The organism is Shewanella psychromarinicola (assembly GCF_003855155.1).
Lineage (GTDB): Bacteria > Pseudomonadota > Gammaproteobacteria > Enterobacterales > Shewanellaceae > Shewanella > Shewanella psychromarinicola.
In genome coordinates, this window is the sequence record NZ_CP034073.1 from 3,831,475 (window position 1) to 3,855,129 (window position 23,655).

Genomic DNA, 23,655 nt, shown 5'->3' on the forward strand with positions numbered 1-23,655 from the left:
TCCGGATATTATACAAAATCGTGGTTAAAAACAAAAGGACGCGTTAGCGTCCTTTTAGATAAGGTAGTGTATTAAACACTTAACAGTATTAGCGCATGGCTAAAAGCATTTCTTGCGGTTGTTCTAGGTAGTGTTTCCATAGATTACAGAAACGGGCAATGGTGCCGCCATCAATGACGCGGTGATCGCCTGACCAACTCACTTGCATGATCTTACGTGCTTCAACTTCGCCATTGGCGTTAAAGCGCGGCAATACCTGCAATTTACCCAAAGCCACAATCGCCACTTCAGGTTTGTTGATAATGGGTGTTGCCACCGTACCACCTAGAGCACCAATGTTAGAAATCGAAATAGTGCCGTCTTTTAAATCTGCTGGTGATACTCGTCCGCTGCGCGCGGCAGTCGTTAAGCGAGTAATATCAGCGGCGATTTCTAAAATCGATTTACGTTGAACATCTTTGATATTAGGTACAAGTAAACCCACTTTGGAGTCAACGGCCATACCAATGTTATGACGTGACTTGTAGGTGAGTTCAGTGCAATCGGCATTCACTTGGCTATTTAATATCGGAAATTGGGTAATCGCTAACGACATGGCCTTCATAAAGAAGGGCATCATGGTGAGCTTCACTTCATCGGTTGAATAACGTTGCTTCATGCTTTCACGCAAAGCCACTAATTCGGTTAAATCAAACTCTTCACAGTAAGTAAAATGCGGGATAGTCGATACCGACTCTACCATCATCTTCGCCATGATAGCCTTCACGCCTTTGATGGGCTCGACTCTATCGCTTGCTCCAGCATAGCTAACAGTAGGGCTATTATTTATTTGACCAGCTTGATTTTCTAATTGACCACCGACTTGACCACTTACTTGATTAGCAGAAGATGACACCGGCGTTGTGCTTACAGCAGCTTGGGTGGAACTTGCCCCCTGCTGATGACGTTCAATGTCTTCTTTATAAACACGGCCATTTTTGCCAGTACCCACAACCATAGCAATATTAATGTCTCGCGAGCGGGCCATGCGGCGTACCGCCGGACTGGCTAACGCTTTACCTTGTGCAACAGGTTCAAGATTACCTTGTGGCGCAGCAACTTGAGCTTGTTCAGCAACCTCTACCGTCGCGGACTGAGTATGACTATCCGCTGCCACTTCAATGGCAAATAAAGGCGAGTGAACTTTAGCGAGCTGTCCTTTGCGATAATGCAGTTTGACAATTTTACCGGCTTTCATTGCAGGTATTTGCACTAAGGCTTTATCGGTCATCACATCAGCAATAGGCTGATCTTCAACCACCATATCGCCTTCTTTTACTAACCAATCAACCAATTCACATTCAACAATACCTTCGCCAATGTCTGGCAATAAGAATTCTTCAATGTTTGATTGGCTGCTTGAGGTGGTAACAACAGCATTACTGTCGTTAACGCTTGTGTCATTAATGGCCGTGTCGCTAACCGCTGTGACTTCAGCAACCGGCGCGTCAGTGACACTATCGCTCTCTTCACCTTCCATTTCTACTGCGTACAATGGTTGATGCACAATGGCTATTTCACCTTTAGCGTAGTACAGCTTAGTAATTTTTCCGCCATGGGGCGCTGGAATTTGCACTAACGCTTTATCAGTCATTACATCTGCAATCGGCTGATCTTCAGTGACCATATCACCTTCACTGACTAACCAATCAACTAATTCGCATTCCACCACACCTTCGCCGATGTCGGGTAAAATAAAATCTTTAATCATATCTTACTCCTAATAGGCCACTGTGGCTTTGATGGCTTCGAATGTCTTTAACTCATCTGGCATGTATTCTTTTTCATGCACTAATGGATAAGGCGTATCTAATCCGCACACACGGCTGATGGGTGATTCAAGTGATAAGAAGCATTCTTGCTGAATAGTTGCGGCAATTTCACCGGCAAAACCTCCGGTTAATGGCGCTTCATGGTTAATCAGCAAACGACCCGTTTTGGTCACTGATTTTACAATAGTTTCAACGTCCCATGGCGCTATGGTGCGTAAGTCGATAATTTCACATGAAATACCTTCTTTCTCGGCACGTTCGCAGGCCTTTTCAACGATGTCCATCTGTGCCCCCCAAGCCAAAACAGTAATATCACTGCCCTGTTTAACCACTTGTGCTTTACCTAACTCAATGACGTAGTCGCCAGCTGGCACTTCGCCAACAGAGGCTCGATACAAACGTTTAGGTTCAAAGAAAATCACTGGGTTTGGATCGCGAATAGAGGCCAATAACAAACCTTTAGCTTGTTCAGGATTACGCGGAATGACCACCTTTAAACCTGGCGTTTGCGTAAAATACGCTTCAGGTGATTGGGAGTGGTAATGACCACCTGCGATACCACCACCATAAGGTGTGCGGAAAGTTAACCCACCTACATCGAATTGATTGCCGCTGCGGTATCTGAATTTTGCTGATTCATTAACGATTTGATCGAATGCAGGAAAGATATAATCAGCAAACTGAATTTCAGCAACCGCGGTCATACCATAAGAGGCTAAGCCATTAGCAAAACCCGCAATACCTTGTTCAGTCAACGGCGTGTTAAAACAACGGTCGCGCCCAAATAGTTCTTGCAGGCCCGAAGTGGCACGAAATACCCCACCGAAGTGACCAACGTCTTCACCAAAAATTACCATGCGCTCGTCGGCAGTCATGGCTATTGATAGCGCCTCATTAATGGCGTGTAACATATTCATTTGAGCCACGGTTTAGAGTCTCCCTGCACTTTTTGGATAGGCTTTTGGATACTTATTGATATGCTCTTTCAACTCTTTCAGCTGCTTTCTCAATGCTGGAGTGGGTTTATCAAGCACGTCTTCGATGATCTCGTCTAATTTCGGAACAGGTAACTTTTCAGCCACTTTAACCGCGGCGAGGACTTCTTCGCGATAACGTTCGAACAATTTGGCTTCATCGGCTTCGGTGAGCCAATCTTTATTGATCATCCATAATTTAAAGCGTTTAACTGGATCGTGTTGTTGCCATTTGGCCTCTTCATCTTTTGAACGATAACCCGATGGATCGTCAGATGAAGAATGCGCACCCAAGCGATACGTCATCGCTTCAATTAATACTGGTGCATTGTGCTCAAGTGCATAGGCACGAGCTTGTTGAGTTGCCGCTAACACCGCAAGCATGTCATTACCGTCAACACGAATGGTGTGCATACCGTAACCGACTCCACGACTGGCAATACCATTGCCGGAGTATTGTTCTTCCGTTGGTGTTGAAATGGCATAACCATTATTGCGGCAGAAGAAAATCGTCGGCGATTTCAGCACTGCAGCCATGTTTAAACCAGCATGGAAGTCACCTTCTGACGCGGCGCCTTCACCAAAATAACAAATGGCCACGTTACGTTTACCTTGTAACTTCATACCGTAAGCCACACCTGTGGCTTGTGGGATTTGGGTTGCCAATGGTGACGAAATCGTTTGGTAATTCAGTTCACGGCTGCCGTAATGAATCGGCATTTGACGACCTTTACCTAAATCTTTTTCGTTACTGAACATTTGGTTCATAAATTGTTCAGTCGTAAAACCGCGATACCGCAATGATGCGTGTTCACGATATTGAGCCAAAATGACGTCATCTTTATCTAACGCGGCGGTACTGCCTATAATTGAGGCTTCTTCACCGGTACAGGTCATGTAAAAACTAATACGCCCTTGACGCTGTGCACCCAACATACGCTCGTCTAATACGCGTGTAAAAATACACGTATCAAAGATTTTATCAGCCAGAGCCTTGTCGATTACCGGTAAAACCGCGTTTTCATACGTGGTGCCATCGGCTTGCAAAATACGCAAAATGGGGATGTGCAATGACGCTTTGTCTAAGAAGCTGACACGGTGCACTGTTTCATTGGTCAGTGGTGCGTTGCTCATATTATGCTCTTGTTATTGTTGAACCATGTTCAATATAAACACGGCTCTATTTATACTATGCAAGTAGACATTACGTTAACGTAAACTACCTATCAATACTTACTTTAACAGTAAATGCATTTTACTCACGATTAACATGTATATATTGCTTTACGGCTATACGATTGACTCATTCGGTGCAGGCACTAAACATAACACTGTACGCTGCCCTATCGGCACATTCGCATTAGGAAACACAATCGCTTCTTGAGGGTGTTCTACTTTAATCTCTACACCACCTTCGGTTGCTAGCACTTCGCCCTGACTAAAGGCACTGAAGTTTTCGGCATCACCGGCAAAGCTAAAGGCAAAGTCTTCAACATGCTTATTGATCGAGCGAGACACCTTATATAAGTTGACCTTGGAAGAGTCGAACTCAACAGGCGCTAACGCAGTTTCGGTGATCAGCTTTTCAAGCATAGTATGAGTTTGAGTAAAACGACTCATGTCATTTTGCCCAAATGGCATCACCTTACCTAATTCAACCGTGAAGGCATCTGCTTGAAATTGCTGTGACGAATAATAACTAAACGTCGTTGTGGGTTCATGATGAAACAACATGGTATCGACACCACATGTCGCTAAAAACATGATTTGCTCCGCGCTAAAGGCTCGCCCTGGGCGGTATGGATAAATAGCAAATTTTTCATGCTTTGACGCACGGATGGCGGTATGTAAATCGTAATGTATGCGTTGATGGTCGCTATTGGCGTTAAAAAAGTCGGCGACATGTTGCTCTAATGCTTTGGCGCGGTGACGTTCTGGATGAGTTAAACCCTCACCTTTTGAGTGCGCACCACTGAACAGACGGTTCATGTTTTCGTCAATAAAACGGGTTTGATTAATGATGGCCGCAGGATTACCTATTAAGAATAAACACCGCTGTTTAGCGATGATTTTCTCACTCAACAAATCATGAATAAGTTGATTACACATTTCAATTGGCGCGGTTTCATTACCGTGGATAGCACTGGATAGTACAATGTCTTTGGTCGAATTTTGGCTCGGGGTAAACACAATGACACCCGTGTCGAGTACATCAACATGAGTATGTGTCCCTAACATAAAATCAAAACAGCCATCTATTTTGTCGGGATTGGCTAAAGTGTAAGCTAAAAAATCTTGGTCTTTCAGTAGATTAGATAACACAAACAACTCCTTGTATGCTTTATTATGCGGCATGATTAAGTTAGCCATTGTGCACCACTTAACATTAATTGCCTGTTTTTATCGGCGGATTCTAACATAGGCAAACATTATTTTATTGGTGGCATATGTTAGATTTATTTATTAATAAAAGTTTGCTTGCAAAACATCTCAATATTCAACACAATTATAGCCATCTAGACTTCTGTAAATTATTTTAAGGGTATGTCATGGCGTTAGCAACATTTGGTGCAGGTTGTTTTTGGGGTGTTGAATATTTTTTCCGTGACATTAACGGCGTCAGTAACGTAACTTGTGGCTACATGGGTGGCCAAGACAGTGCGACAACATATAAAGAAGTCAAAACCGGTTCAACCGGTCATGCTGAAGTGGTACAAGTTGAATTTGACCCGCAAGTAGTCAGTTTTGACGATTTATTGGACGTGTTTTGGCAGAACCATAATCCAACCATGTTAAATATGCAGGGCGGCGACATTGGTACCCAATATCGAAGTACTATATTTTTCCACAATAAACAGCAAAAGGCCGAAGCTGAAAGCTCTAAGCTGGCGCTAGCGCGCAGTGGTAAATGGGGACAGCGTCATATTGTGACCGAAATTGTACCAATACAAACATTTCACATTGCCGAGGAATATCATCAAAATTATTTAGAAAAAAATAATTTACCAACATGTCACTTGGTTTATTAATCCCGTTGAGCAGATATAGGGGCTGTTTATAATTTAAATTTGCCCTGCTTATAACTGAATACAGCTCCATTTATCGGTAAATATTACTTTTTACAATAAGTGATTCGCTTTAGGCTAGTTCGCTTGCCTAGAACCAGTTATTGACATAATAGATAACCCCAATCGATTTCTTACACTCAACTTCACTTTACCCGCCGTAGTAAATTCCATACAATCTCATTCATATTGCTTAGGGCATGTTATCGGAGAACAAAATCATGAGTGAAGCTCGTCACGTTAACCTACTAATTTTAGGTTCTGGCCCTGCCGGCTATACCGCTGCAGTTTATGCTGCACGTGCTAATTTAAAACCTGTGATGATCACAGGCATGCAGCAAGGTGGGCAATTAACCACGACTACTGAAGTTGAAAACTGGCCAGGCGATGCAGAAGACTTAACCGGCCCAGCATTAATGGAACGCATGCAAAAACATGCAGAAAAGTTTGATACTGAAATTATTTTTGACCACATCAACGAAGTAACCTTAACTGAGCGCCCTTTTCGTTTAAAAGGCGATAATGGCGAATTTACTTGTGATGCATTAATTATTGCTACTGGTGCTTCAGCTAAATATTTAGGGCTTCCTTCTGAAGAAACCTTTATGGGTCGCGGTGTGTCAGCGTGTGCGACTTGTGATGGCTTCTTTTACCGTAACCAAAAAGTTGCAGTGATCGGTGGTGGTAACACCGCGGTTGAAGAAGCACTTTATCTAAGCAATATTGCTTCTGAAGTTCACTTGGTTCACCGCCGTGACAGTTTCCGTTCAGAAAAAATTCTGATCAACCGTTTAATGGACAAAGTGGCTAACGGTAATATCATTTTACATCTCGACCAAACACTTGAAGAAGTCACTGGTAACGAAATGGGTGTAACGGGTCTTAAAAAGAAAAGTACTAAAGACGGTTCAGTAACTGATTTAGACGTTGCGGGTGTATTCATCGCCATCGGTCACAGCCCAAATACGGGTATTTTTGCTGACCAATTAGAAATGAGTCATGGTTACTTACAAGTAAACAGTGGCTTACAAGGTAATGCGACTCAAACTAGCATTGAAGGCGTGTATGCTTGTGGCGACGTAATGGACCAACATTATCGTCAAGCTATCACATCAGCCGGTACCGGTTGTATGGCTGCATTAGATGCAGAGCGTTTCTTAGACGCGCAAAAGTAATCTACCTCGCTAACGCTAAAAAAAGAGCAGCTTCGTTTGCTCTTTTTTATTAACTAATAAATGATTTACATCGCTTTATACCCATCAGGCCTCAAGGTGCTTTATCCGGTACCCGCTCGGATGCCAGATAAAGGTGCCACATTTGTTAATGGTCATTCCCTTGTCACTTGTTGCAACGCAGTTGGCGTTACTCTGTTAGGTTTATGCCATTAATCTAGATAAATTATAATAAATTAAATGCCTTTTTAAACTTCTTTTTGATAAAACACTGCTTCGGTATCACCTAATGGATCTCGATGAATACTTTTGTGTTGGAAGGTCATCCCGAGTTTTTTCATGATCGCGATAGACGCTAAGTTTTCTTCTATCGCCACGGCACTGACATGAGTGACCTCATCTACTGCACTCACCACGTCCATGACAGCTTGGGCCGCTTCTGTTGCGTAACCTTTGCCCCAACTTATGTGCTTAAATCGTCACCCTAATTCAAGGTTATGCGGCTGTGCTTGGGTAAAAAAATGCATTGGTCTGACTAACACCCAGCCCAAATAGGCACCGCTTAAGCCATGATTGTCGTTGTCAGCGCACGTTAATGCCTGTACCTTCCATAATCCCCAGCCTTTGGCTGGATTTAAATATTGAGCCAATCTGGGGATCATCACCGTATCAATCTGATGTTGAGTGGTTTTGTGTCCTCCATTTAAAAAATGCATCACCCGTTCGTCTTGGTCGAGTTCAAATAATAATGCGCTGTCATCAAGGGTTATTAATGATAATTGTAATCTAGAGGTATTAGCGACCAACATGTTTTTCTCCTTGGGTTGACACACAAGTTTACACAATGAAACAACAAACAATATACATATCGATTAACATATACCACTGAAAAAACTATTAGCAGTATGCACAGCAATTTGCTGCAAAAAAATTCGGATATTAAGAGGAAGGATTGTGGCGACTAAAAAACAAATCATATTACCAATCATAGTATTAGGAATTGGAATAGCCGGTTTAGTTGGCTTCTCTGCGTTAAAAAAGCCCCCAGAAGAAAAGCCCGCTGTTGATAACACTCCTTTAGTGTCGGTTGAAGCAATAGAGTATAACACGATGACCTTTTCGGTCAGTTCATATGGTGTTGTGGCCGCCAAATACGATACCGAACTCGTGTCGCAAGTAAGTGGTGAAATTATTTATTTAGCCGATGCATTCGTCAAAGGCGGCTTTGTTAAAAAAGGCGATATTCTTGCCAAAATAGACCCTAGCGATTATGAAGCAGGCTTATTAGATGCTCAGGCCAATGTTGCCGCATCCAAAGCTAATATGGTTCAAGAGCGAGCCAATGGCGAAGTTGCCTTACGAGAATGGGCGGAAATTACCAGCAGCAAGCCAACGGCTCTCAGTTTGCGGAAACCGCAATTAGCCCAAGAGTTAGCAAAGCTAAAAAGTGCTGAAGCAGGCTTATTACGCGCACAACGTGATTTAGAACGTACCGTGATCCGCGCACCGTATGATGCACTCATTTCCAGTCGAGAAATCGGTTTAGGTGCATACATGACTACGGGCAGTAAAATTGGCCATGTTTACAATACAGATACAGCTGAGATCCGCTTACCACTAGCCGATAAAGATATGCAATATTTAGACAGCAAAGGCACCCATGCTGAAGTGCAATTAGTGGGCAATTTTGCCGGAAGTAAACAAGAGTGGACAGGAAAAATTGTCCGCAGTGAAGGCGTGGTAGACAGTAAAAGTCGTATGACCTATTTGGTTGCAGAAATTGACGATCCCTACGGGCTTAACACCAATAAGAATGAATTACGTTTTGGCACCTATGTCACCGCTCATATCGAAGGCAGTAATGCCGGTAATGTGACCATTATCCCCCGTCATTTGATAGTAAATGGCTTAGTTGCCGTCATGGATGCAGACAAAAAACTGCGTTATAAACCCGTCACAATTATCCGCCAAGAAGGTGCTAATGTGGTTATTTCTGAAGGGCTTGAATCAGGAATGCAAGTGATAACATCAGCGCTTGATTACCCATTAGAAGGCATGAAACTGGCACTGCCAGAAGATAAGATTCTGCAAAAAGAGTCTGTAGAAAAAGAGCAAACAGAACTTGCGATGGAAGGTAAATAATCATCATGGCAGATACTCATAAAGGAATCATCGCCTGGTTTGCTCGCAATAGTGTGGCCGCAAACTTACTGATGATCATTATCATACTCGGTGGTCTGTTGACCGCCAATACTATTCGAAAGCAGTTCTTCCCTGCCGTTGAAATTAACTGGATTCAATTTAGCGCTGTTTACCCCGGTACTGCGCCGCAAGAAGTGGAAGAAGGCATTACCATTAAAATTGAACAAGCATTAGAAAGTGTTCAAGGTTTAAAACGAGTTATTACCTATTCAAACCGTAATATGGCTCAGGGTTACTTTCAGGTTGAAGACTCATATGACCCACTAGTGGTACTTGATGAAGTCAAGTCTCAAATTGACTCTATATCTACTTTCCCTGGCGGCATGGAGCCCCCAAAAGTTGAGCGAATTAAATTCAGGCAAGAGGTAATGTACTTAAGCCTATATGGTGATTTAAATCAAAAGCAGCTGAAAGACTTGGGCGAGCGGATTAATGATGAAATCATGCAGCTGCCTGGGGTTAACATTAGCGAATACTATAGCGGCTTAAGTTATGAAATTGGTATTGAAGTTAGTAAAGACCGTTTGCGGGAGTTTGGCATAACCTTTAACGATGTTGCCGATGCGGTTCGCGGCTATTCACGCAATATGTCTGCGGGGCAAATTAAAGCTGAAAATGGTTACATTAATTTACGCGTTCAGAATCAAGCCTATGTGGGTTACGAGTTTGAACAACTGCCTTTACTGACCTTAGATGATGGTACTAAGATTTTATTGGGCGATATCGCCACCGTAAATGATGGCTTTGAAGAAGGCATCCAATACTCAAAATTTAATGGTAAAAATTCAGTTAGCTTTTTCATTGGCGCCGCTAAAAACCAGAGTATTACAGATGTTGCCAAAACCATTAATATTTTTGTCGATAAACAGCAAAATATATTGCCACAAGGCGTAAAACTTGAACCTTGGGTCGACATGACTTACTACTTAGACGGTCGTTTGCAATTAATGCTCGACAGCATGAAAACGGGTTCTATATTAGTGTTTATTATGTTGGCACTATTCTTACGAGTTCGATTAGCGTTTTGGGTGATGATGGGGCTACCAGTATGTTTCTTAGGCACCTTATTGTTTATGCCAATGGCATTTATTGATGTCACCATTAACGTTATCAGCTTGTTTGCCTTTATCTTAGTACTGGGGATCGTGGTCGACGATGCCATTGTTATGGGAGAAAGTGCCCACAGCGAATCAGAAGAACACGGCCAAAGTATTGAAAGTGTTATTCGTGGGGTTAAAAAAGTTGCCATGCCAGCGACCTTTGGGGTGCTAACAACAATAGCGGCCTTTTTACCCATAACCCTTGATGATGGTCCGTCATCAGCATTTGGGCAAGCCATTGGTTTTATTGTTATTTTATGTTTGTTATTTTCGCTAATAGAATCAAAATTAATTTTACCCGCGCATTTAGCCCACATGAAAAAACCTACCGTGGTTAAACCCGGTTCAAAAAATCCAGTAGATTGGCTGCGTAACGGCGTCAATTTTGTTCAAGGAAAAGTTGACCGCGGTTTGAGCCGATTTATTAGTTCTATTTATCGCCCTTCCCTTGAATTAGCCGTTGAATATCGTTATGCGGTCATTATGTTGTTCATTAGCTTGATCCTGATCGGTGTTGGACTCTATATGGGTGGTGTGGTGCGTTTTATTGGTCAGCCAAAAATCCCCCACGATTTCCCAAGGGTTACGGTTGAAATGAACGTCGATGCATCAGAACAGTCGACGCTTGCGGCCGCTCTGGCGATTGAGAAAACCTTATATGATGTCGATAAAAAGATAGAGCAACAGTACGGTCAGAAAATGATTTCTGACATGCAGGTCGATCTTAAAGGGCAAACAACCGCTGAAGTGATGACAAAATTAGTCGACCCTTCGGTGAGACCGATGGACACTTTCGCATTAGCTGAATTATGGCGACAAGCCATGCCATTAATTCCAGGTGTAAAATCCTTTAACATCCGCGACAGCCTAATGGGTGGTGGTCGTGAAGACGGCGATATTAGCTTCAGGCTTGAAAGTAAAGATGAAGCCCAATTAGTTGCCGCTTCACTCGCCCTTAAAGAGAAGCTTAAATCTCTTAAAGGCGTCAGCGATGTCAATGACAGCCGTCAGTCAAGTGCAAAGGAAGTGCAGTTCCAATTAAAACCGTTAGCCAACGCATTAGGCTTAACCTTAGCCAATATTGCCTCGCAAGTGGGTAACAGTTTTTATGGCTTAGAAGCACAGCGTATTATTCGAAATGGTGAAGAGATCAAAGTGATGCTTCGCTATCCAGAAGAACAACGCAATTCAATCGCACTGGTACAAGACGTGATGATTAACACCCCACAAGGTGCAGAGTTACCCTTATCTGAAGTGGCGGAAATTAAGGTAGTTCAAGGGGTTAATAGTATTCGCCGCGAAAACAGTAACCGTACGATTAACGTATGGGGCAATGTTGATGCAGAGCAAACTGAACCGTTTAAATTGGCTAAAGATATCCGTGATAACTTTATGCCAGAATTACTGACCAAGTATCCACGAGTACACAGTGAGGTTTCGGGCAGTATTCAAGAGCAATTAGACAGTGCTGACACCCAAATGCGTGACTTTATTTTATCGCTATTACTGATTTATAGCTTGTTGGCTATCCCACTGCGCTCATATATACAACCAATTATGATCATGTCAGTTATCCCTTTTGGGATCATAGGCTCCGTCATGGGACACATCATTTTAGGCATTGATTTAAGCGTCTTATCCATTTTTGGTATTATCGCGGCGGCAGGTGTGGTGGTGAATGATTCGTTAGTGATGGTAGATTATGTTAATAATTCCCGAAAAGCAGGCGTCGCCATGAAAGAAGCTGTGCTCAATGCGGGTTGCCGACGCTTTAGGGCAATAATGTTAACTTCATTGACGACATTTATTGGTTTAGTGCCGATTATGGCTGAGACCAGTATGCAAGCTCAAATGGTGATCCCAATGGCGGTATCATTAGCCTTTGGGGTACTGTTTGCAACAGTCGTAACCTTGTGCCTCATCCCTTGTCTGTACATTGCTATTGAAGACGGTAAAACAATGATCCGCAAGATCATCAATATTTACGTCCCGGTCCCTTCATCAGCAACAACAGCAACCTAGCAGTATTAGTTACTTGTAGCAAAAACCATGAAAAAGGGCCTTAACTGGCCCTTTTTTATTACCGCTTTCTATGGCCGTTGTCTATTATTCTATCTAAGACGAATTTTTAGCTTGAAGCTAAGCCCTGCACACTATTTCATGATGCTTTAATCGATTACTAGAGACAGACTGAGTAATTGGTTTTATTCACAAAATAACGACCGCGTAAAAATAGTGTCTTTAACGTTATTCCACAAAATATTATGCTAATCTAACCTTAATCACCGTGCTTATTGCCAGCCAGCTAAGGTCACTTTCTATGAGTCAACGTAGCATTAATGCTCTATTTAAACCCACGTCTGTGGCAGTCATTGGCGCGTCTAACGGCAATAAACGTGCGGGTAAAGCCATTATGAAAAACCTGCTTTCGGGTGGTTTTTCTGGACCCATTATGCCGGTCACCCCCAAGTACACTGCTGTGATGGGGGTATTGGCTTATCCCAATATTGAAGCGCTACCCATCAAACCAGATCTCGCCATTATTTGTACTAATGCGCTAAAAGTCCCCAGTATCGTTGAACGTTTAGCGCAATTTGGCTGCAAAGTGGCCATTATTATGGCCTCAGGCATGGCCTCGCAAACCGACGAGCAAGGCAATAATTTACTTGAAGTCACCAAGCAATATGCTAAACGTTACGGGATGCGTTTGTTAGGCCCCAATAGCTTAGGAATGATTTTACCGCCTATAGGTCTCAATGCCAGTTTAGCCCACGCAGGTGCCAACACCGGGAAAATCGCCTTTGTGTCACAATCTGCCGCCATTTGTACCACGGTACTCGATTGGGCAAACAACAAAGGCATTGGCTTTTCTTCCTTTATTTCATTGGGTGATGCCACCGATATCGACTTTGGTGAATTGCTAGACTATCTAGGCCGTGACAGTAAAACCAGCGCCATCATGTTATATATTGATTCAATAAACGAAAAACGTCACTTTTTATCTGCTGCCCGTGCCGCCTCGCGCAATAAACCCATATTTGTGATTAAATCAGGACGCAGCCGTGAAGGTGTAAAAGCCGCCATGCTCCATACTGGGGGGATTGGTGGCAACGATGCCGTTTACGAAGCCGCCTTTAGGCGTGCCGGTATGCTAAGGGTTAATGATTTAATCGAATTATTTGCCGCGGTTGAAAGTCTCGCTCATTCTGCACCCCTAAAAGGCGAACGATTGGTTATTATGAGCAATGGCGGCGGCCCTGCGGTGCTTGCTGCTGATGAGCTGATCATAAAAGGTGGCAAATTAGCCCCCTTGTCAGAAAAAACAGTTGCCGAGCTCAACACTATTTTGCCTAGCACCTGGTCACAGCAAAATCCTATCGACATGATTGGTGATGCAGACCATCAACGTTATGCTGATACCTTAAATGTGCTGATGAGTAGTAATGAGACTGACACCATTTTAGTGCTGCATTCGCCATCGATATTAGGCGAAAGCGTCGAAATAGCCAACAGTATTATCGACATCATTAATAAACACCCCAATCGAAACCGATTAAATATACTCACCAACTGGGGCGGTGAGGACTCAGCTTATCTCGCCCGCAAACGGTTTACTAAAGCTGGCATTTCGACCTATCGCACCCCTGAAGGGGCTGTAAAAGCATTTATGCATATGGTCGAATACCGTCGTAACCAAAAATTACTCCAAGAAGTGCCACAATCGATACCCGATAATATTCCGACTGATAGCCACGCGGCGCGAGCATTATTACAACAGGCCTTAGATAATGGTCAAACCGTACTGGAAACCCATCAAGCTGGTGATATTTTACGAGCTTACGGCCTCAATACCATTGAAACATTGTTTGTAAAAGACGTGGATGAAGCCGTCAATGTCGCCAAGAAAATAGGTTATCCGGTGGCGTTAAAAGTGCAATCACCCGACCTACTCTACAAGTCGGATGTCCACGGTGTGGTATTAAATTTAGCCTCGGATGAAGATGTGAGCTATGCCGCCCACTCTATTATTAATCGGGTTCATCAAATTACTCCTAGCGCCAAAATTGACGGTTTGATTATTCAAAAAATGGCCTTAACCGCGGGGGCACAAGAAATTCGGGTATCCGTGATTAATGATCCGGTATTTGGCCCCGCTATCTGTTTAGGTGAAGGTGGCTCGGATTGGGACCCGACTCGTGATGCTGCCGTTGCCTTGCCTCCGTTAAATATGGCGTTGGCGCGATATATGGTCATCCAAGCACTGAAAACCCACAAGTTACGTGACCGTCACTTACCACTGGGTTTAGACATGAATGCCTTGTGCGTCATGTTAACCCAAATCTCTCATTTGATTATTGATTGCCCTGAAATCGCTGAATTAGACATTAATCCGGTGTTAGCGGCGGGTGAGAAAATTACATTATTAGACGTCAATATGCGGTTGCATGATACGCCACAAGACAACATCAACCGCTTAGCCATTTTGCCTTACCCGAAAGAATTAGAACAAACCACCACCTTAAAAAACGGTCTTCAGGTGATGTTAAGACCCATTTTGCCCGAAGATGAACCTAAGCATTTAGAGTTTGATAATTCATTAAGTGATGAAGACAGATACAAACGTTATTTTGGGGTGCGTTCACGGATGACCCATGAAGAAATGGCAGTATTAACTCAAATTGATTATTCCCGTGAAATGGCGTTTATCGCAACCACAATGACAGAAGATGGCGAAGAGCTGACCTTAGGCGCCGTGAGAGCATCTATCGACCCAGATAATACTGAAGCCGAGTTTGCTATGGCGGTACGCAGTAACTATCAAGGGATCGGCTTAGGTAAGTTATTGCTCGAAAAACTGATTGCTTATTACAAGACCAATAACACCCTTTATTTAATGGGGTTTACCATGTTTGAAAACCGCAGTATGGCCAACCTTGCCAAGTCACTCGGGTTTACAGTGTCATTTGATATGGAAGAACATCTGATAAAAATGCACATGGATTTGCAACCTGAGTCTACCGCCCAATAACATTCTGATTAACACACGGTATTAATCAGCAATAGATAAACAAACGCCCACCAATGGATCATAGCGATTACATTCATTGGTGGGCTTAAACGTTTTATAGCCAAATACCCGTGCGATTAAACAAGCTAAAAAACACTATCGAAATAGCCATTATGCCAGCTAGAACCGACCTGATAACGTCTGATTATTGACGGGCATGTCGCTAAATCAATAACTAAATAATGTGTTAAATCAAAAGCTAAATAGAGGACTGTAATTATAGCCATAAAAACGATATAGATTAACATCAAGCAAACTTAACGCAATTTTTACCGGCTGATTTTGCAATATAAAGTTGCTCATCAGCGCGAGAAAATAACGTATCAATGTCATCACCCGTTTGAATTGTTGCCACCCCAATAGAGACGGTAATATGGCCTAGATTTTGTTTCTTTTCTTTACCGATAGAAAGCTGTTTCAATGAAATTCTCTCGCGGATCTTTTCGGCCACATTCACGGCGTCGTTAAGCTTGGCATTGGGTAACATGACGACAAACTCTTCACCGCCATAGCGGGCAACCAAATCGTCGCCTTTAACGGTATTTTTCATGGCTAAGGCAACATAAGCCAAAACCTTATCGCCAATTAAATGGCCAAAAGTATCATTGAATACCTTAAAATCATCGATATCTATCATCAACAGACTGCATATGGTTTGGGTATCATTAAACTTAGTCACCTGCTCTGCGGCAAACAGTTCATAAGAACGGCGATTTTTTAACGATGTCAGTTCATCCGTCATGGCCACCTTACTTAAGTTGTCCATTTCATCTTTGAGGCTGGTAATCTCTTCAGATAACGACGCAAGACTCACCGCCATGTGACGATTATTGGCAATCACTTGTTCCACTTCATCAGCAATACATTCCACGATAAGATGGAGTTCATCAGCATTGGGGGTTGTTTGCAGCTTTTCACCAAATTCATTAAGATTAGCTGAAAAAGACTCAGTACCAAGATTTAGCAGTTCAACCTTATTCAATAAGCTGTTTATCAGAATTTGAGTTTCAATGTGCACATTTTCAATAATTTCTGGTGAACGTTCTTCAATAAACCGATTGTATAAGCCTAAGTTAACTTCGGGAGTAAATTGGACCTTATTAGCAATTAAACCATCAATTGCACGTTTAAGATTAATGTTCGTCTCGGCAAAATAATCAAACCAAATAGCATAATTTTCTGGCGTTACAGGAATAGCTAATGATGCCATTTTAGGTAATGCCAAATGCAGTATATGCGAAGTTTGTTCAAGATTTTGGGTATTATGCATCGAAAACGATACCTTAGTAATAAATACAATGTGTCAAAGGTTATCAGTATGTTATTTCATACTTATGAACTAAACTCAATTATTGATCGTTTTGTTAACCATTAGACATGGGTAAATAAAACGTATTCATTTAACCCTTTTAGTCCCACACAGCGTTTACTATAAATAACCAAGGTAAACATACTTTTATTATTTGTTATTTTTAGTGTGAACACCGGAAATACCATGCCTTTTAATGCGAAACATCTTACATACACTTTACGAGGACAGAATATGAACCTGCCAGCTCTCGCTTATGCCAAAAAGCTCATCATTACTGTAACTATCATGACTAGCGTGTTGTCGTTTGGATCGAATGCTACAAGTCCTGTTGACAATAATTATCTTAACAACATAAAAATTAACAGCACAGTTATGGATACCCGTCATTATCAACCGCAAGTTGCCAGTAAAATGTATCCCTCACCTTCCGCTGGAATGGTACAACATGTGCTTACTTTGCCAACCCTAGCCGATGAACAAAATTACATGCTTGAAGTGCAAATAGGCCAAAATAAACTTGTCGATTGCAATAAAATCAATCTCATAGGTAAGATTAGCACATTGTCATTAGCCGGCTGGGGATATGTTTATTACCAAGTCGATAAAGTGATGCAAGGCCCGACTACCAGAATGATGTGTACTGCAGAGAGAACCGCTGAATTTATTGTCCTCAATGAAGCCCTGACGCTGCGCTATGACAGCCGTCAACCTAAAGTCTTTTATTTACCTGAAGGTACTGATTTACGTTATAGAGTGTGGAAAACTGCCAGCGAGTTTGTGTTTAGTGAGCAGTAAGCGTTGAGGCACAAAGGGCTTAAGTTTATACTTGGGTCACTTTTCATCAGTTGTCGATTTATGTCTATTTCATTTGTGTTAGTTGAACCCACCCGAGCGGCCAATGTGGGTGCTGCGGCTAGAGCTATCAAGACCATGGGTTTTGAACAGCTTATTTTAGTTAATTCTGCATTACATTTACAGCCTGAAGCACTTTGGGTGGCACATGGTGCACAAGATATTCTCGCCAATACCATTACCGTAGACAGTCTAGCGACATTACGTGAACATACCGACCTGCTGATTGCCACAACAGCACGTGAAAGAGGAAGCCCAAGGTGTTATTTATCACCGACAGAGTTAGTCAGTACGTTACAAAGCAAGAATGTATTCGGACCAAGGAGTATCCAGCGAGAACCCCCACATACTCACTCATTGCAAAACCTCGCCCATCCATGTGCTATTGTATTTGGCAGAGAGTCTAGCGGACTGAAGAATGAAGAGTTAAGCCTATGTGATCTCTACAGCTATGTGTCATTAGCTGCCGATTATCCCTCGCTAAATTTAGGCCAAGCAGTGATGGTGTTTGCCTATCAACTCAGCCAGGTTGATAAAAAAATTGGTCTACAACAGTTAGCGGCCACAGATATAGCAACTGACCAATTACAGGCTTTAAAGGCGAAAGCGATGGCTTTAGTCGAGCAGATTGATGCAGGGGAAGATACTAAACTTGTCCAATGGCTCAGCGACGGCATAGCCATGCTGGGACAACGTGATATGAAAATGGCTCATCAATTATTGAATGACATTGCAAAAAAACTGAAATAATCCATCAATTAACACTCAGCACACCGAAACGTGGTGAGCTGAGTTTACGATATTGGGTTTAGTAACGGCGAACCCTTACCACTTGCATTATTTCAATTTCAAAGCCACCCACGACTTCTTTTGCAGGGTAGTAAATCAGATTCACTTTATGGTCTAACAAACTTTTGAAACGTTGAGGTCGCTTGTATTTAAATGGCACATCGCAATCTTTAATCATTAACGTTTGTACCACCCATTCTCCAACTTGACGTTGAATATGGGATACTACCGTCACGCCTTCACTTTGTATTAACTCACCGTGTCGCTTTAACAATATTTCAGGAACCGGTTTCATGGATTTACCTTCTTAACAGTATCCAGAATATCTTGATATCGATAAGCACTAAAACGTCCAAAGCCATCTAATTGTTTTACTTTCAAACGACTAAACATTGGCATTATCATACCAGCAAGAAATTTAGCCTGCGTAGCAATGGTTGGAGTGGGTAGCGATTTTGCCTGAGCCAGTATGGTTAACGGTTCAAGCAATGTTGTCACTGTGGCCGAGTCTGGTATCGGAGCCAAAGCTTGTTTTGATAATACAGCAATTTGCCCACGACAAACGCTGCAATGACCACATATTTGTGGTACTGAGTGGTCATCAAAATACTGAGCTAAATTTGCACTTAAACAACGATCAAGTTCAAAAAAATTGACTAGCTTACTAATCCGAACAATTTCTTTATGTTCATTATCACTAAAATACTCACTGAGTTGCTGAGTAAGTTGTTGTAATTGTTGCGGTGTCGATAACGCCTGCTGTTGTACATCATACACTTGAGTAATTTTTTTTGTCTCAAGAATAATCAAATCCTGCTCAGCTAAATAATTTAATGCCGCAACGACTCGTTGACGCTCACAACCATGTTGTTGATATAAACTATCAAAATCCAGTTGTCCCCAAATCTTTTTAAACTGTGTATGGGCAAACACCTGACTAAGAAACTGCTGGCGTTGGTCATTAAATCGACTGAGAATGGTTTGCGGGTCTTCAACAAACCGATATTTAAATTCAGCAAAATAAGCATAGCTTGGACGGATCACGCCGAGTAGCTCTAACTGTACAAATAACGTCTTCAACGGCAATGAGCGAATATTACACGCGGAGGACAATGGCGTTTCTTGTACTTCCCAGCGACCATCTTCAGTCTCACTGGCAATTATACCTAATAACTGGCTAATATTCTGTGCTTCAGGAGTATCACCATAAACAAAATTTTCAACCGTATTCAACCCATCTAAATTAGCTAGCGTAACACAGTGAGATAATTGTCCGTCGCGCCCTGCTCGGCCAATTTCCTGGCTGTAATTTTCAATCGACTTAGGTAAATCAAAATGGATAACAAATCGAATATCCGATTTATCAATGCCCATACCAAATGCAATGGTCGCCACTATCACTTGGATTTGATTATCCATAAAATGCTGTTGAATATGCTGGCGGACAGTTTGATCCATCCCCGCATGATAAGCTGCGGCATTGATCCCTTGACGGATCAAGTGTGCGGCAACGTCTTCAGCCGTTTGCTGTAAGGTCACGTATACAATACCGCTACCAGTATACTCTTTTACGCTATGGGTGAGTTGATTGAGTTTTTGCAGCTGACTTACCGCAATAACTGATAAATCTAAGTTCGCCCGATAAAAACCAGTTTGGACCACCTGTTCCGGTAATAAACCAAAACGCTTGGCCATATCCAATTTGACTTGTTCTGTTGCCGTTGCGGTTAACAATAAACTTTGGGGGATAGCAAATTCTTGACAATATTGCGGTATTTTTAAATAGTCGGGCCTGAAATTGTGCCCCCATTCAGAAATACAATGCGCTTCATCGACCACCAGCAAAGAAATGGGTACTGACTTAAGGAATTGCCTAAAGCGCTCATTTTTAAAACGCTCAACCGATACCATTAAAATCCGAGTGCGCTGTTCACGAACATCGCGCATGACTTGTTGTGTTTGCTCATAGGTTAAACTTGAATCAATACTGGCGGCCGCGATCCCCTTGCTGGTTAAAAAAGCTAACTGATCTTTCATTAATGCCAATAATGGCGAAATCACTAAGGTGAGATGAGGTAACTGTTGGGCGCAAAACTGATAACACAAAGACTTGCCAGAACCGGTAGGAAATATCGCTAACGCCGAATGACCGCCTAAAATGGTTTCGATAACCGCTTGTTGGCCTTCTCTGAACTCAGTAAAACCAAATTGTTGTTGTAGCAATTGATGTAGCGTTTGATGATCGAAAATTGCAGGGGTCGCTTCTGTGAGTGCGGTTTCGGAGTGCGCTAAGGGAGTCATAATTAATCCTGTTATTAACCCCAAACAACATAGGATTATACAATTAACGATTAAGCCGTAAGCTTTAGTGCTATCCGCTAAATCTAAAGTGCTATTAGTTAAATCTAAAGTACCATTAGTTAAATCTAAAGTACTATGGGTTAAATTTTAAGTACTATGGGCTAAATCTAAAGTACTGTGAGTTAAATTTTAAGTACTATGGGTTAAATCTAACGTTTACGGGCAATATATTGATTAATCAATTGCGTCAGTTTATCTTCAAAGCGTTCTTCTATTACATTAAGGTCTTGATCGAAAGAGCCAATGAACTTAATGGCTTTATCGCGAGACAACACCTTACCTGCAAGACTGTATTGAATTTCAATTAAGCTTTTGTCAAAACGAGGCGCAAGAAGCCAATGACACACATCAGCATTTAAGGTCACTAATGCACGTTCGGCAACCCGGCAAAAAGTGTTGATATGATCGACACCATCAGGTCCTAAACAACCTGGTTCAAGACGGCACAAGATGACTAACTTGCTAGTATTTATATCTCTAGTACTGTTTATCGACTCTTCCATAGATTGTACGACACTGTCCTTAATAAAAAACCGGTAGATGAGATCCACACCGACGCATAAGATCTAACGTTGCGCCTGCAGGTCAAGCCATAGGCGTTCGGTTAGCATCTCCTAATTGGACACAATATGCAACTGCTTAGCAGTGGTTAGCCGCTTAAACGGTCCGTTTGCTGCACTCATGACTGACGTTTAATGCTTGCTTATAAGCATCAATAAACACAGCAATAGGGGTTAATGTTTCTTTTGCTCGGCGGTTACGCCCCAGCAACGAAGATTCAACGAATAAATCAAACCAAGTAGATAATGCTAAACCATTTTGTGGTTCTTCAGCAGCGGTTAATGCTAACGCCGCCACTTCAGCGGTACCGAGTTGAAAATCATGACTCCCTTTGCGGAGTGCATAAGTCGCTAAGGTGTCGGGTGCAAATGATAATACTGGCATTTGATGTAAATACGGGCTTTTACGATACATTTTTATCGCTTCACGCCAACTGCCATCGAGCATCACCAACAGAGGCGTTTTAGCGTGACCAGGGGCGGTTGACAATTCGGCGGCAGTTATGTGTTCAACAATGGCTTGATCGTTTTCAACATATTGTTGTGGGAAGACTAAAAACGGTTGGTATTGTGGATTGGTTAATAATGCCAACATCGCACGATCCGTCTCTGTTCGAGTCCATAAAAACGCATGCGTGTCTGGAATTAAGTCGGCAATTAACCTACCGCTGTTGGTTGGCTTCAACACTTCATCGTTATACATGATCAGCATAAAGCTGACGTTGGTACTCAAATATTGTCGATGTTTACACGTGCAAAATAATTCACCCAAAAGACATAAATTACACCTAACAAGTTTCTTTCCTCGAGCACCAAAGGGCTTAGTCGACAATGATTTTCGATATTCATACAACCGATGTACTGCATGAATAGGCGCTTTAATAGCTTTACTTGATAGCTCTGACATTTGACAACTCTGAGGTGAAAAAAATTCATCACCAATAATGGTGATGAACGAGTATAAACATTTTCAGGTAATTATAGAATACGGCGCAGTAAAAAGTCTGCTTTTAAACGGCGAATTCGATTCATGATTTTTTTCACTGGTTTAGGGTATTTCTGCAAGGTATCAATTTGGCTATAATGATATAACCGCTCAGTGTGGAGCAAGATATATTGCTGCTCTTTGTTGAACGACTCTTTCCAGCAACCTGAATCATCATGCAATAATAAAGCGTTTTCTAAATCTAATGCCCAAGCTCGTGGGTTTAGATTTGAACCTGTGATGAGATGCTTACGATTATCAGCACTGATGCCTTTCAAATGAAAACTGTTAATCCCATCTTTCCATAAATGAATATTAAGCTGTCCATTGTCAATCGCCCACTGCTGGTTTTTGGCAAATTTACGCAGTGATTGTTCGTACATATATGGCAATGCACCAATGGTAGTAAAATCTTGATCCGGCGGAATATAGAAATCGTTAGCAGTTTTGTCACCCACGACAATATCAATTTTTTTACCCTCACGCAGATGTCTTGCTAATGCACGGGTCAAAATAGTCGGAGGATTAAAATAAGGCGTACAAATAAACAACTCTTGAGTTGAGGAATCAACCAACTTAATGATTGTGTCATTTAATACGTTGTTCCTTCGCCCTAAGCCGACCAATGGCGTTACACGGTTGCCCACTGTGGTTGAGGTATACTGATATCGCACCTGAGATAATCGATACTTAAAACTTTTAATATCGTTCTTTTCAGGGCTATCATCATTGTCACCAGCTTGACTTAATATACTTACGGCAGGATCGCTGACGATGTCATTTTGTATCATATCGCGCATGCTGCGGGCCAGCTCAGGGCTGTCGATAACATGGTATCTATCGAAACGGTATTTCTCTTGCTGCTGAAAATAAATATTGTTAATGCTCGCGCCACTGTAAATAACAGTGTCATCGATAATAAACCCTTTAAGGTGTAACACACCCATAAATTCACGAGACTTAACCGGCACGCCCACAATATCAAACGGGTGCGTCGCTTCAGCCATTAATTGACGATATAAAACATTATTACCACTGTCGCCTTTTTGACCAATGAGGCCTCGGCGTGCACGATGGTAATCCACTAACACTTTAATCTCTAATTGTGGGTTTTGGTCTTTTGCAGCTAATAGCGCATGCAATACTTCACGGCCGGCTTCATCATCTTCAACATATAATGCCGCGATGTAAATTAAAGATGTTGCCGATGCGATTTTAGTTAATATGGCTTGCTTAAAGTCTTTTGGGTTAAGCAACCAAGACACGGCATCTGCATTTAGGGCAATACCACCTAGCTTATCCAGCAAGGCATCCTCCTTAAAATGGGTGACCACTACGATAATCAGTAATGGGATCTAATTCAAAAACATTACAGCGATATATTGTAATTGTGAGTACGCTGTT

The 23,655-nt window shown here is 42.2% G+C and carries 19 protein-coding genes; 7 read left to right on the forward strand and 12 right to left on the reverse strand.

The features are described from left to right. Positions 1-88 precede the first annotated feature (88 nt). From EGC80_RS16715 to astE, 4 genes are all read right to left on the reverse strand, one after another. Positions 89-1,750, reverse strand: coding sequence for a dihydrolipoyllysine-residue acetyltransferase (locus tag EGC80_RS16715; RefSeq protein WP_124011477.1), 1,662 nt, complete (start codon positions 1,748-1,750; stop codon positions 89-91). A gap of 9 nt (positions 1,751-1,759) precedes the next feature. Continuing rightward, entirely contained in the window at positions 1,760-2,737 is a 978-nt protein-coding gene (locus EGC80_RS16720; RefSeq protein WP_124011478.1) for an alpha-ketoacid dehydrogenase subunit beta, read from the reverse strand. Between the two features lie 3 nt (positions 2,738-2,740). Continuing rightward, positions 2,741-3,919, reverse strand: a complete 1,179-nt coding sequence (locus tag EGC80_RS16725; protein WP_101031655.1) for a thiamine pyrophosphate-dependent dehydrogenase E1 component subunit alpha — start codon at positions 3,917-3,919, stop codon at positions 2,741-2,743. A gap of 156 nt (positions 3,920-4,075) precedes the next feature. Then, positions 4,076-5,107, reverse strand: a complete 1,032-nt coding sequence (gene astE, locus EGC80_RS16730; protein ID WP_124012108.1) for a succinylglutamate desuccinylase — start codon at positions 5,105-5,107, stop codon at positions 4,076-4,078. Positions 5,108-5,334: 227 nt separating this feature from the next. On the opposite strand from astE, the gene msrA reads away from it, so the two are divergent. Together msrA and trxB are read left to right on the forward strand one after the other, a co-directional pair. Beyond that, the gene (msrA, locus tag EGC80_RS16735; RefSeq protein WP_124011479.1) at positions 5,335-5,814 is read left to right on the forward strand and encodes a peptide-methionine (S)-S-oxide reductase MsrA; all 480 of its coding nucleotides are present in this window, start codon (positions 5,335-5,337) and stop codon (positions 5,812-5,814) included. A gap of 257 nt (positions 5,815-6,071) precedes the next feature. Then, positions 6,072-7,025, forward strand: coding sequence for a thioredoxin-disulfide reductase (gene trxB / locus EGC80_RS16740; protein WP_101031659.1), 954 nt, complete (start codon positions 6,072-6,074; stop codon positions 7,023-7,025). A gap of 245 nt (positions 7,026-7,270) precedes the next feature. Here trxB and EGC80_RS22915 read toward each other — a convergent pair whose 3' ends face one another. Beyond that, a complete protein-coding gene (locus EGC80_RS22915; RefSeq protein WP_325049180.1) occupies positions 7,271-7,489 on the reverse strand; it encodes a GNAT family N-acetyltransferase in 219 nt (72 codons plus the stop codon). A 12-nt stretch (positions 7,490-7,501) separates the two neighbouring features. After that, positions 7,502-7,831: a GNAT family N-acetyltransferase gene (locus EGC80_RS22920; RefSeq protein WP_325049152.1), complete on the reverse strand. Its 330-nt coding sequence runs from the start codon at positions 7,829-7,831 to the stop codon at positions 7,502-7,504. 145 nt (positions 7,832-7,976) lie between these two features. Between EGC80_RS22920 and EGC80_RS16750 the strand changes: the two genes are divergently transcribed. The 3 genes from EGC80_RS16750 (at position 7,977) to EGC80_RS16760 (ending at position 15,353) form a co-directional block, all read left to right on the forward strand. Next, positions 7,977-9,164 (forward strand): efflux RND transporter periplasmic adaptor subunit, encoded by a 1,188-nt coding sequence (locus EGC80_RS16750; protein ID WP_124011480.1) that lies wholly within the window; start codon positions 7,977-7,979, stop codon positions 9,162-9,164. A 5-nt stretch (positions 9,165-9,169) separates the two neighbouring features. Continuing rightward, a complete protein-coding gene (locus tag EGC80_RS16755) occupies positions 9,170-12,346 on the forward strand; it encodes an efflux RND transporter permease subunit (RefSeq protein ID WP_124011481.1) in 3,177 nt (1,058 codons plus the stop codon). Positions 12,347-12,644: 298 nt separating this feature from the next. Next, positions 12,645-15,353 carry a bifunctional acetate--CoA ligase family protein/GNAT family N-acetyltransferase gene (locus EGC80_RS16760; protein WP_124011482.1) on the forward strand — a complete coding sequence of 903 codons (2,709 nt, stop codon included), beginning with the start codon at positions 12,645-12,647 and terminating at the stop codon, positions 15,351-15,353. Positions 15,354-15,639: 286 nt separating this feature from the next. Here the strand turns inward: EGC80_RS16760 and EGC80_RS16765 are convergent, their stop codons facing one another. Continuing rightward, a complete protein-coding gene (locus EGC80_RS16765; RefSeq protein ID WP_124011483.1) occupies positions 15,640-16,662 on the reverse strand; it encodes a GGDEF domain-containing protein in 1,023 nt (340 codons plus the stop codon). 273 nt (positions 16,663-16,935) lie between these two features. Here EGC80_RS16765 and eco point away from each other — a divergent pair, with 273 nt between their 5' ends. Together eco and EGC80_RS16775 are read left to right on the forward strand one after the other, a co-directional pair. After that, on the forward strand, positions 16,936-17,499 hold the full coding sequence (eco, locus tag EGC80_RS16770) for a serine protease inhibitor ecotin (protein WP_124011484.1): 564 nt from the start codon (positions 16,936-16,938) through the stop codon (positions 17,497-17,499). A 60-nt stretch (positions 17,500-17,559) separates the two neighbouring features. Continuing rightward, complete coding sequence (locus EGC80_RS16775) at positions 17,560-18,306, forward strand: TrmJ/YjtD family RNA methyltransferase (RefSeq protein ID WP_124011485.1); 747 nt, start codon at positions 17,560-17,562, stop codon at positions 18,304-18,306. A 58-nt stretch (positions 18,307-18,364) separates the two neighbouring features. Here the strand turns inward: EGC80_RS16775 and EGC80_RS16780 are convergent, their stop codons facing one another. The 5 genes from EGC80_RS16780 to pssA all read right to left on the reverse strand — a co-directional run bounded on the left by EGC80_RS16780 (position 18,365) and on the right by pssA (position 23,585). Continuing rightward, positions 18,365-18,640, reverse strand: a complete 276-nt coding sequence (locus EGC80_RS16780; RefSeq protein WP_101031676.1) for a hypothetical protein — start codon at positions 18,638-18,640, stop codon at positions 18,365-18,367. Then, on the reverse strand, positions 18,637-20,646 hold the full coding sequence (locus EGC80_RS16785; protein WP_124011486.1) for a RecQ family ATP-dependent DNA helicase: 2,010 nt from the start codon (positions 20,644-20,646) through the stop codon (positions 18,637-18,639). The genes EGC80_RS16780 and EGC80_RS16785 overlap by 4 nt, the downstream gene beginning before the upstream one ends. A gap of 209 nt (positions 20,647-20,855) precedes the next feature. Then, entirely contained in the window at positions 20,856-21,209 is a 354-nt protein-coding gene (locus tag EGC80_RS16790; protein WP_124011487.1) for a hypothetical protein, read from the reverse strand. 154 nt (positions 21,210-21,363) lie between these two features. Continuing rightward, complete coding sequence (locus tag EGC80_RS16795; protein ID WP_124011488.1) at positions 21,364-22,173, reverse strand: tRNA-uridine aminocarboxypropyltransferase; 810 nt, start codon at positions 22,171-22,173, stop codon at positions 21,364-21,366. A 71-nt stretch (positions 22,174-22,244) separates the two neighbouring features. After that, on the reverse strand, positions 22,245-23,585 hold the full coding sequence (gene pssA / locus EGC80_RS16800; RefSeq protein WP_124011489.1) for a CDP-diacylglycerol--serine O-phosphatidyltransferase: 1,341 nt from the start codon (positions 23,583-23,585) through the stop codon (positions 22,245-22,247). Positions 23,586-23,655 lie beyond the last annotated feature (70 nt).

What these genes read in the sequence shown, in the direction of transcription:
- EGC80_RS16795 (WP_124011488.1), bottom strand. Translation starts at nt 22,173, where the DNA reads ATGTCAGAGCTATCAAGTAAAGCTATTAAAGCGCCTATTCATGCAGTA.
- EGC80_RS16715 (WP_124011477.1), bottom strand. Translation starts at nt 1,750, where the DNA reads ATGATTAAAGATTTTATTTTACCCGACATCGGCGAAGGTGTGGTGGAA.
- EGC80_RS16755 (WP_124011481.1), top strand. Translation starts at nt 9,170, where the DNA reads ATGGCAGATACTCATAAAGGAATCATCGCCTGGTTTGCTCGCAATAGT.
- EGC80_RS16765 (WP_124011483.1), bottom strand. Translation starts at nt 16,662, where the DNA reads ATGCATAATACCCAAAATCTTGAACAAACTTCGCATATACTGCATTTG.
- EGC80_RS16760 (WP_124011482.1), top strand. Translation starts at nt 12,645, where the DNA reads ATGAGTCAACGTAGCATTAATGCTCTATTTAAACCCACGTCTGTGGCA.
- trxB (WP_101031659.1), top strand. Translation starts at nt 6,072, where the DNA reads ATGAGTGAAGCTCGTCACGTTAACCTACTAATTTTAGGTTCTGGCCCT.
- msrA (WP_124011479.1), top strand. Translation starts at nt 5,335, where the DNA reads ATGGCGTTAGCAACATTTGGTGCAGGTTGTTTTTGGGGTGTTGAATAT.
- EGC80_RS16725 (WP_101031655.1), bottom strand. Translation starts at nt 3,919, where the DNA reads ATGAGCAACGCACCACTGACCAATGAAACAGTGCACCGTGTCAGCTTC.
- EGC80_RS22920 (WP_325049152.1), bottom strand. Translation starts at nt 7,831, where the DNA reads ATGTTGGTCGCTAATACCTCTAGATTACAATTATCATTAATAACCCTT.
- EGC80_RS16775 (WP_124011485.1), top strand. Translation starts at nt 17,560, where the DNA reads ATGTCTATTTCATTTGTGTTAGTTGAACCCACCCGAGCGGCCAATGTG.
- EGC80_RS16785 (WP_124011486.1), bottom strand. Translation starts at nt 20,646, where the DNA reads ATGACTCCCTTAGCGCACTCCGAAACCGCACTCACAGAAGCGACCCCT.
- EGC80_RS16780 (WP_101031676.1), bottom strand. Translation starts at nt 18,640, where the DNA reads ATGAAACCGGTTCCTGAAATATTGTTAAAGCGACACGGTGAGTTAATA.
- EGC80_RS16790 (WP_124011487.1), bottom strand. Translation starts at nt 21,209, where the DNA reads ATGGAAGAGTCGATAAACAGTACTAGAGATATAAATACTAGCAAGTTA.
- eco (WP_124011484.1), top strand. Translation starts at nt 16,936, where the DNA reads ATGAACCTGCCAGCTCTCGCTTATGCCAAAAAGCTCATCATTACTGTA.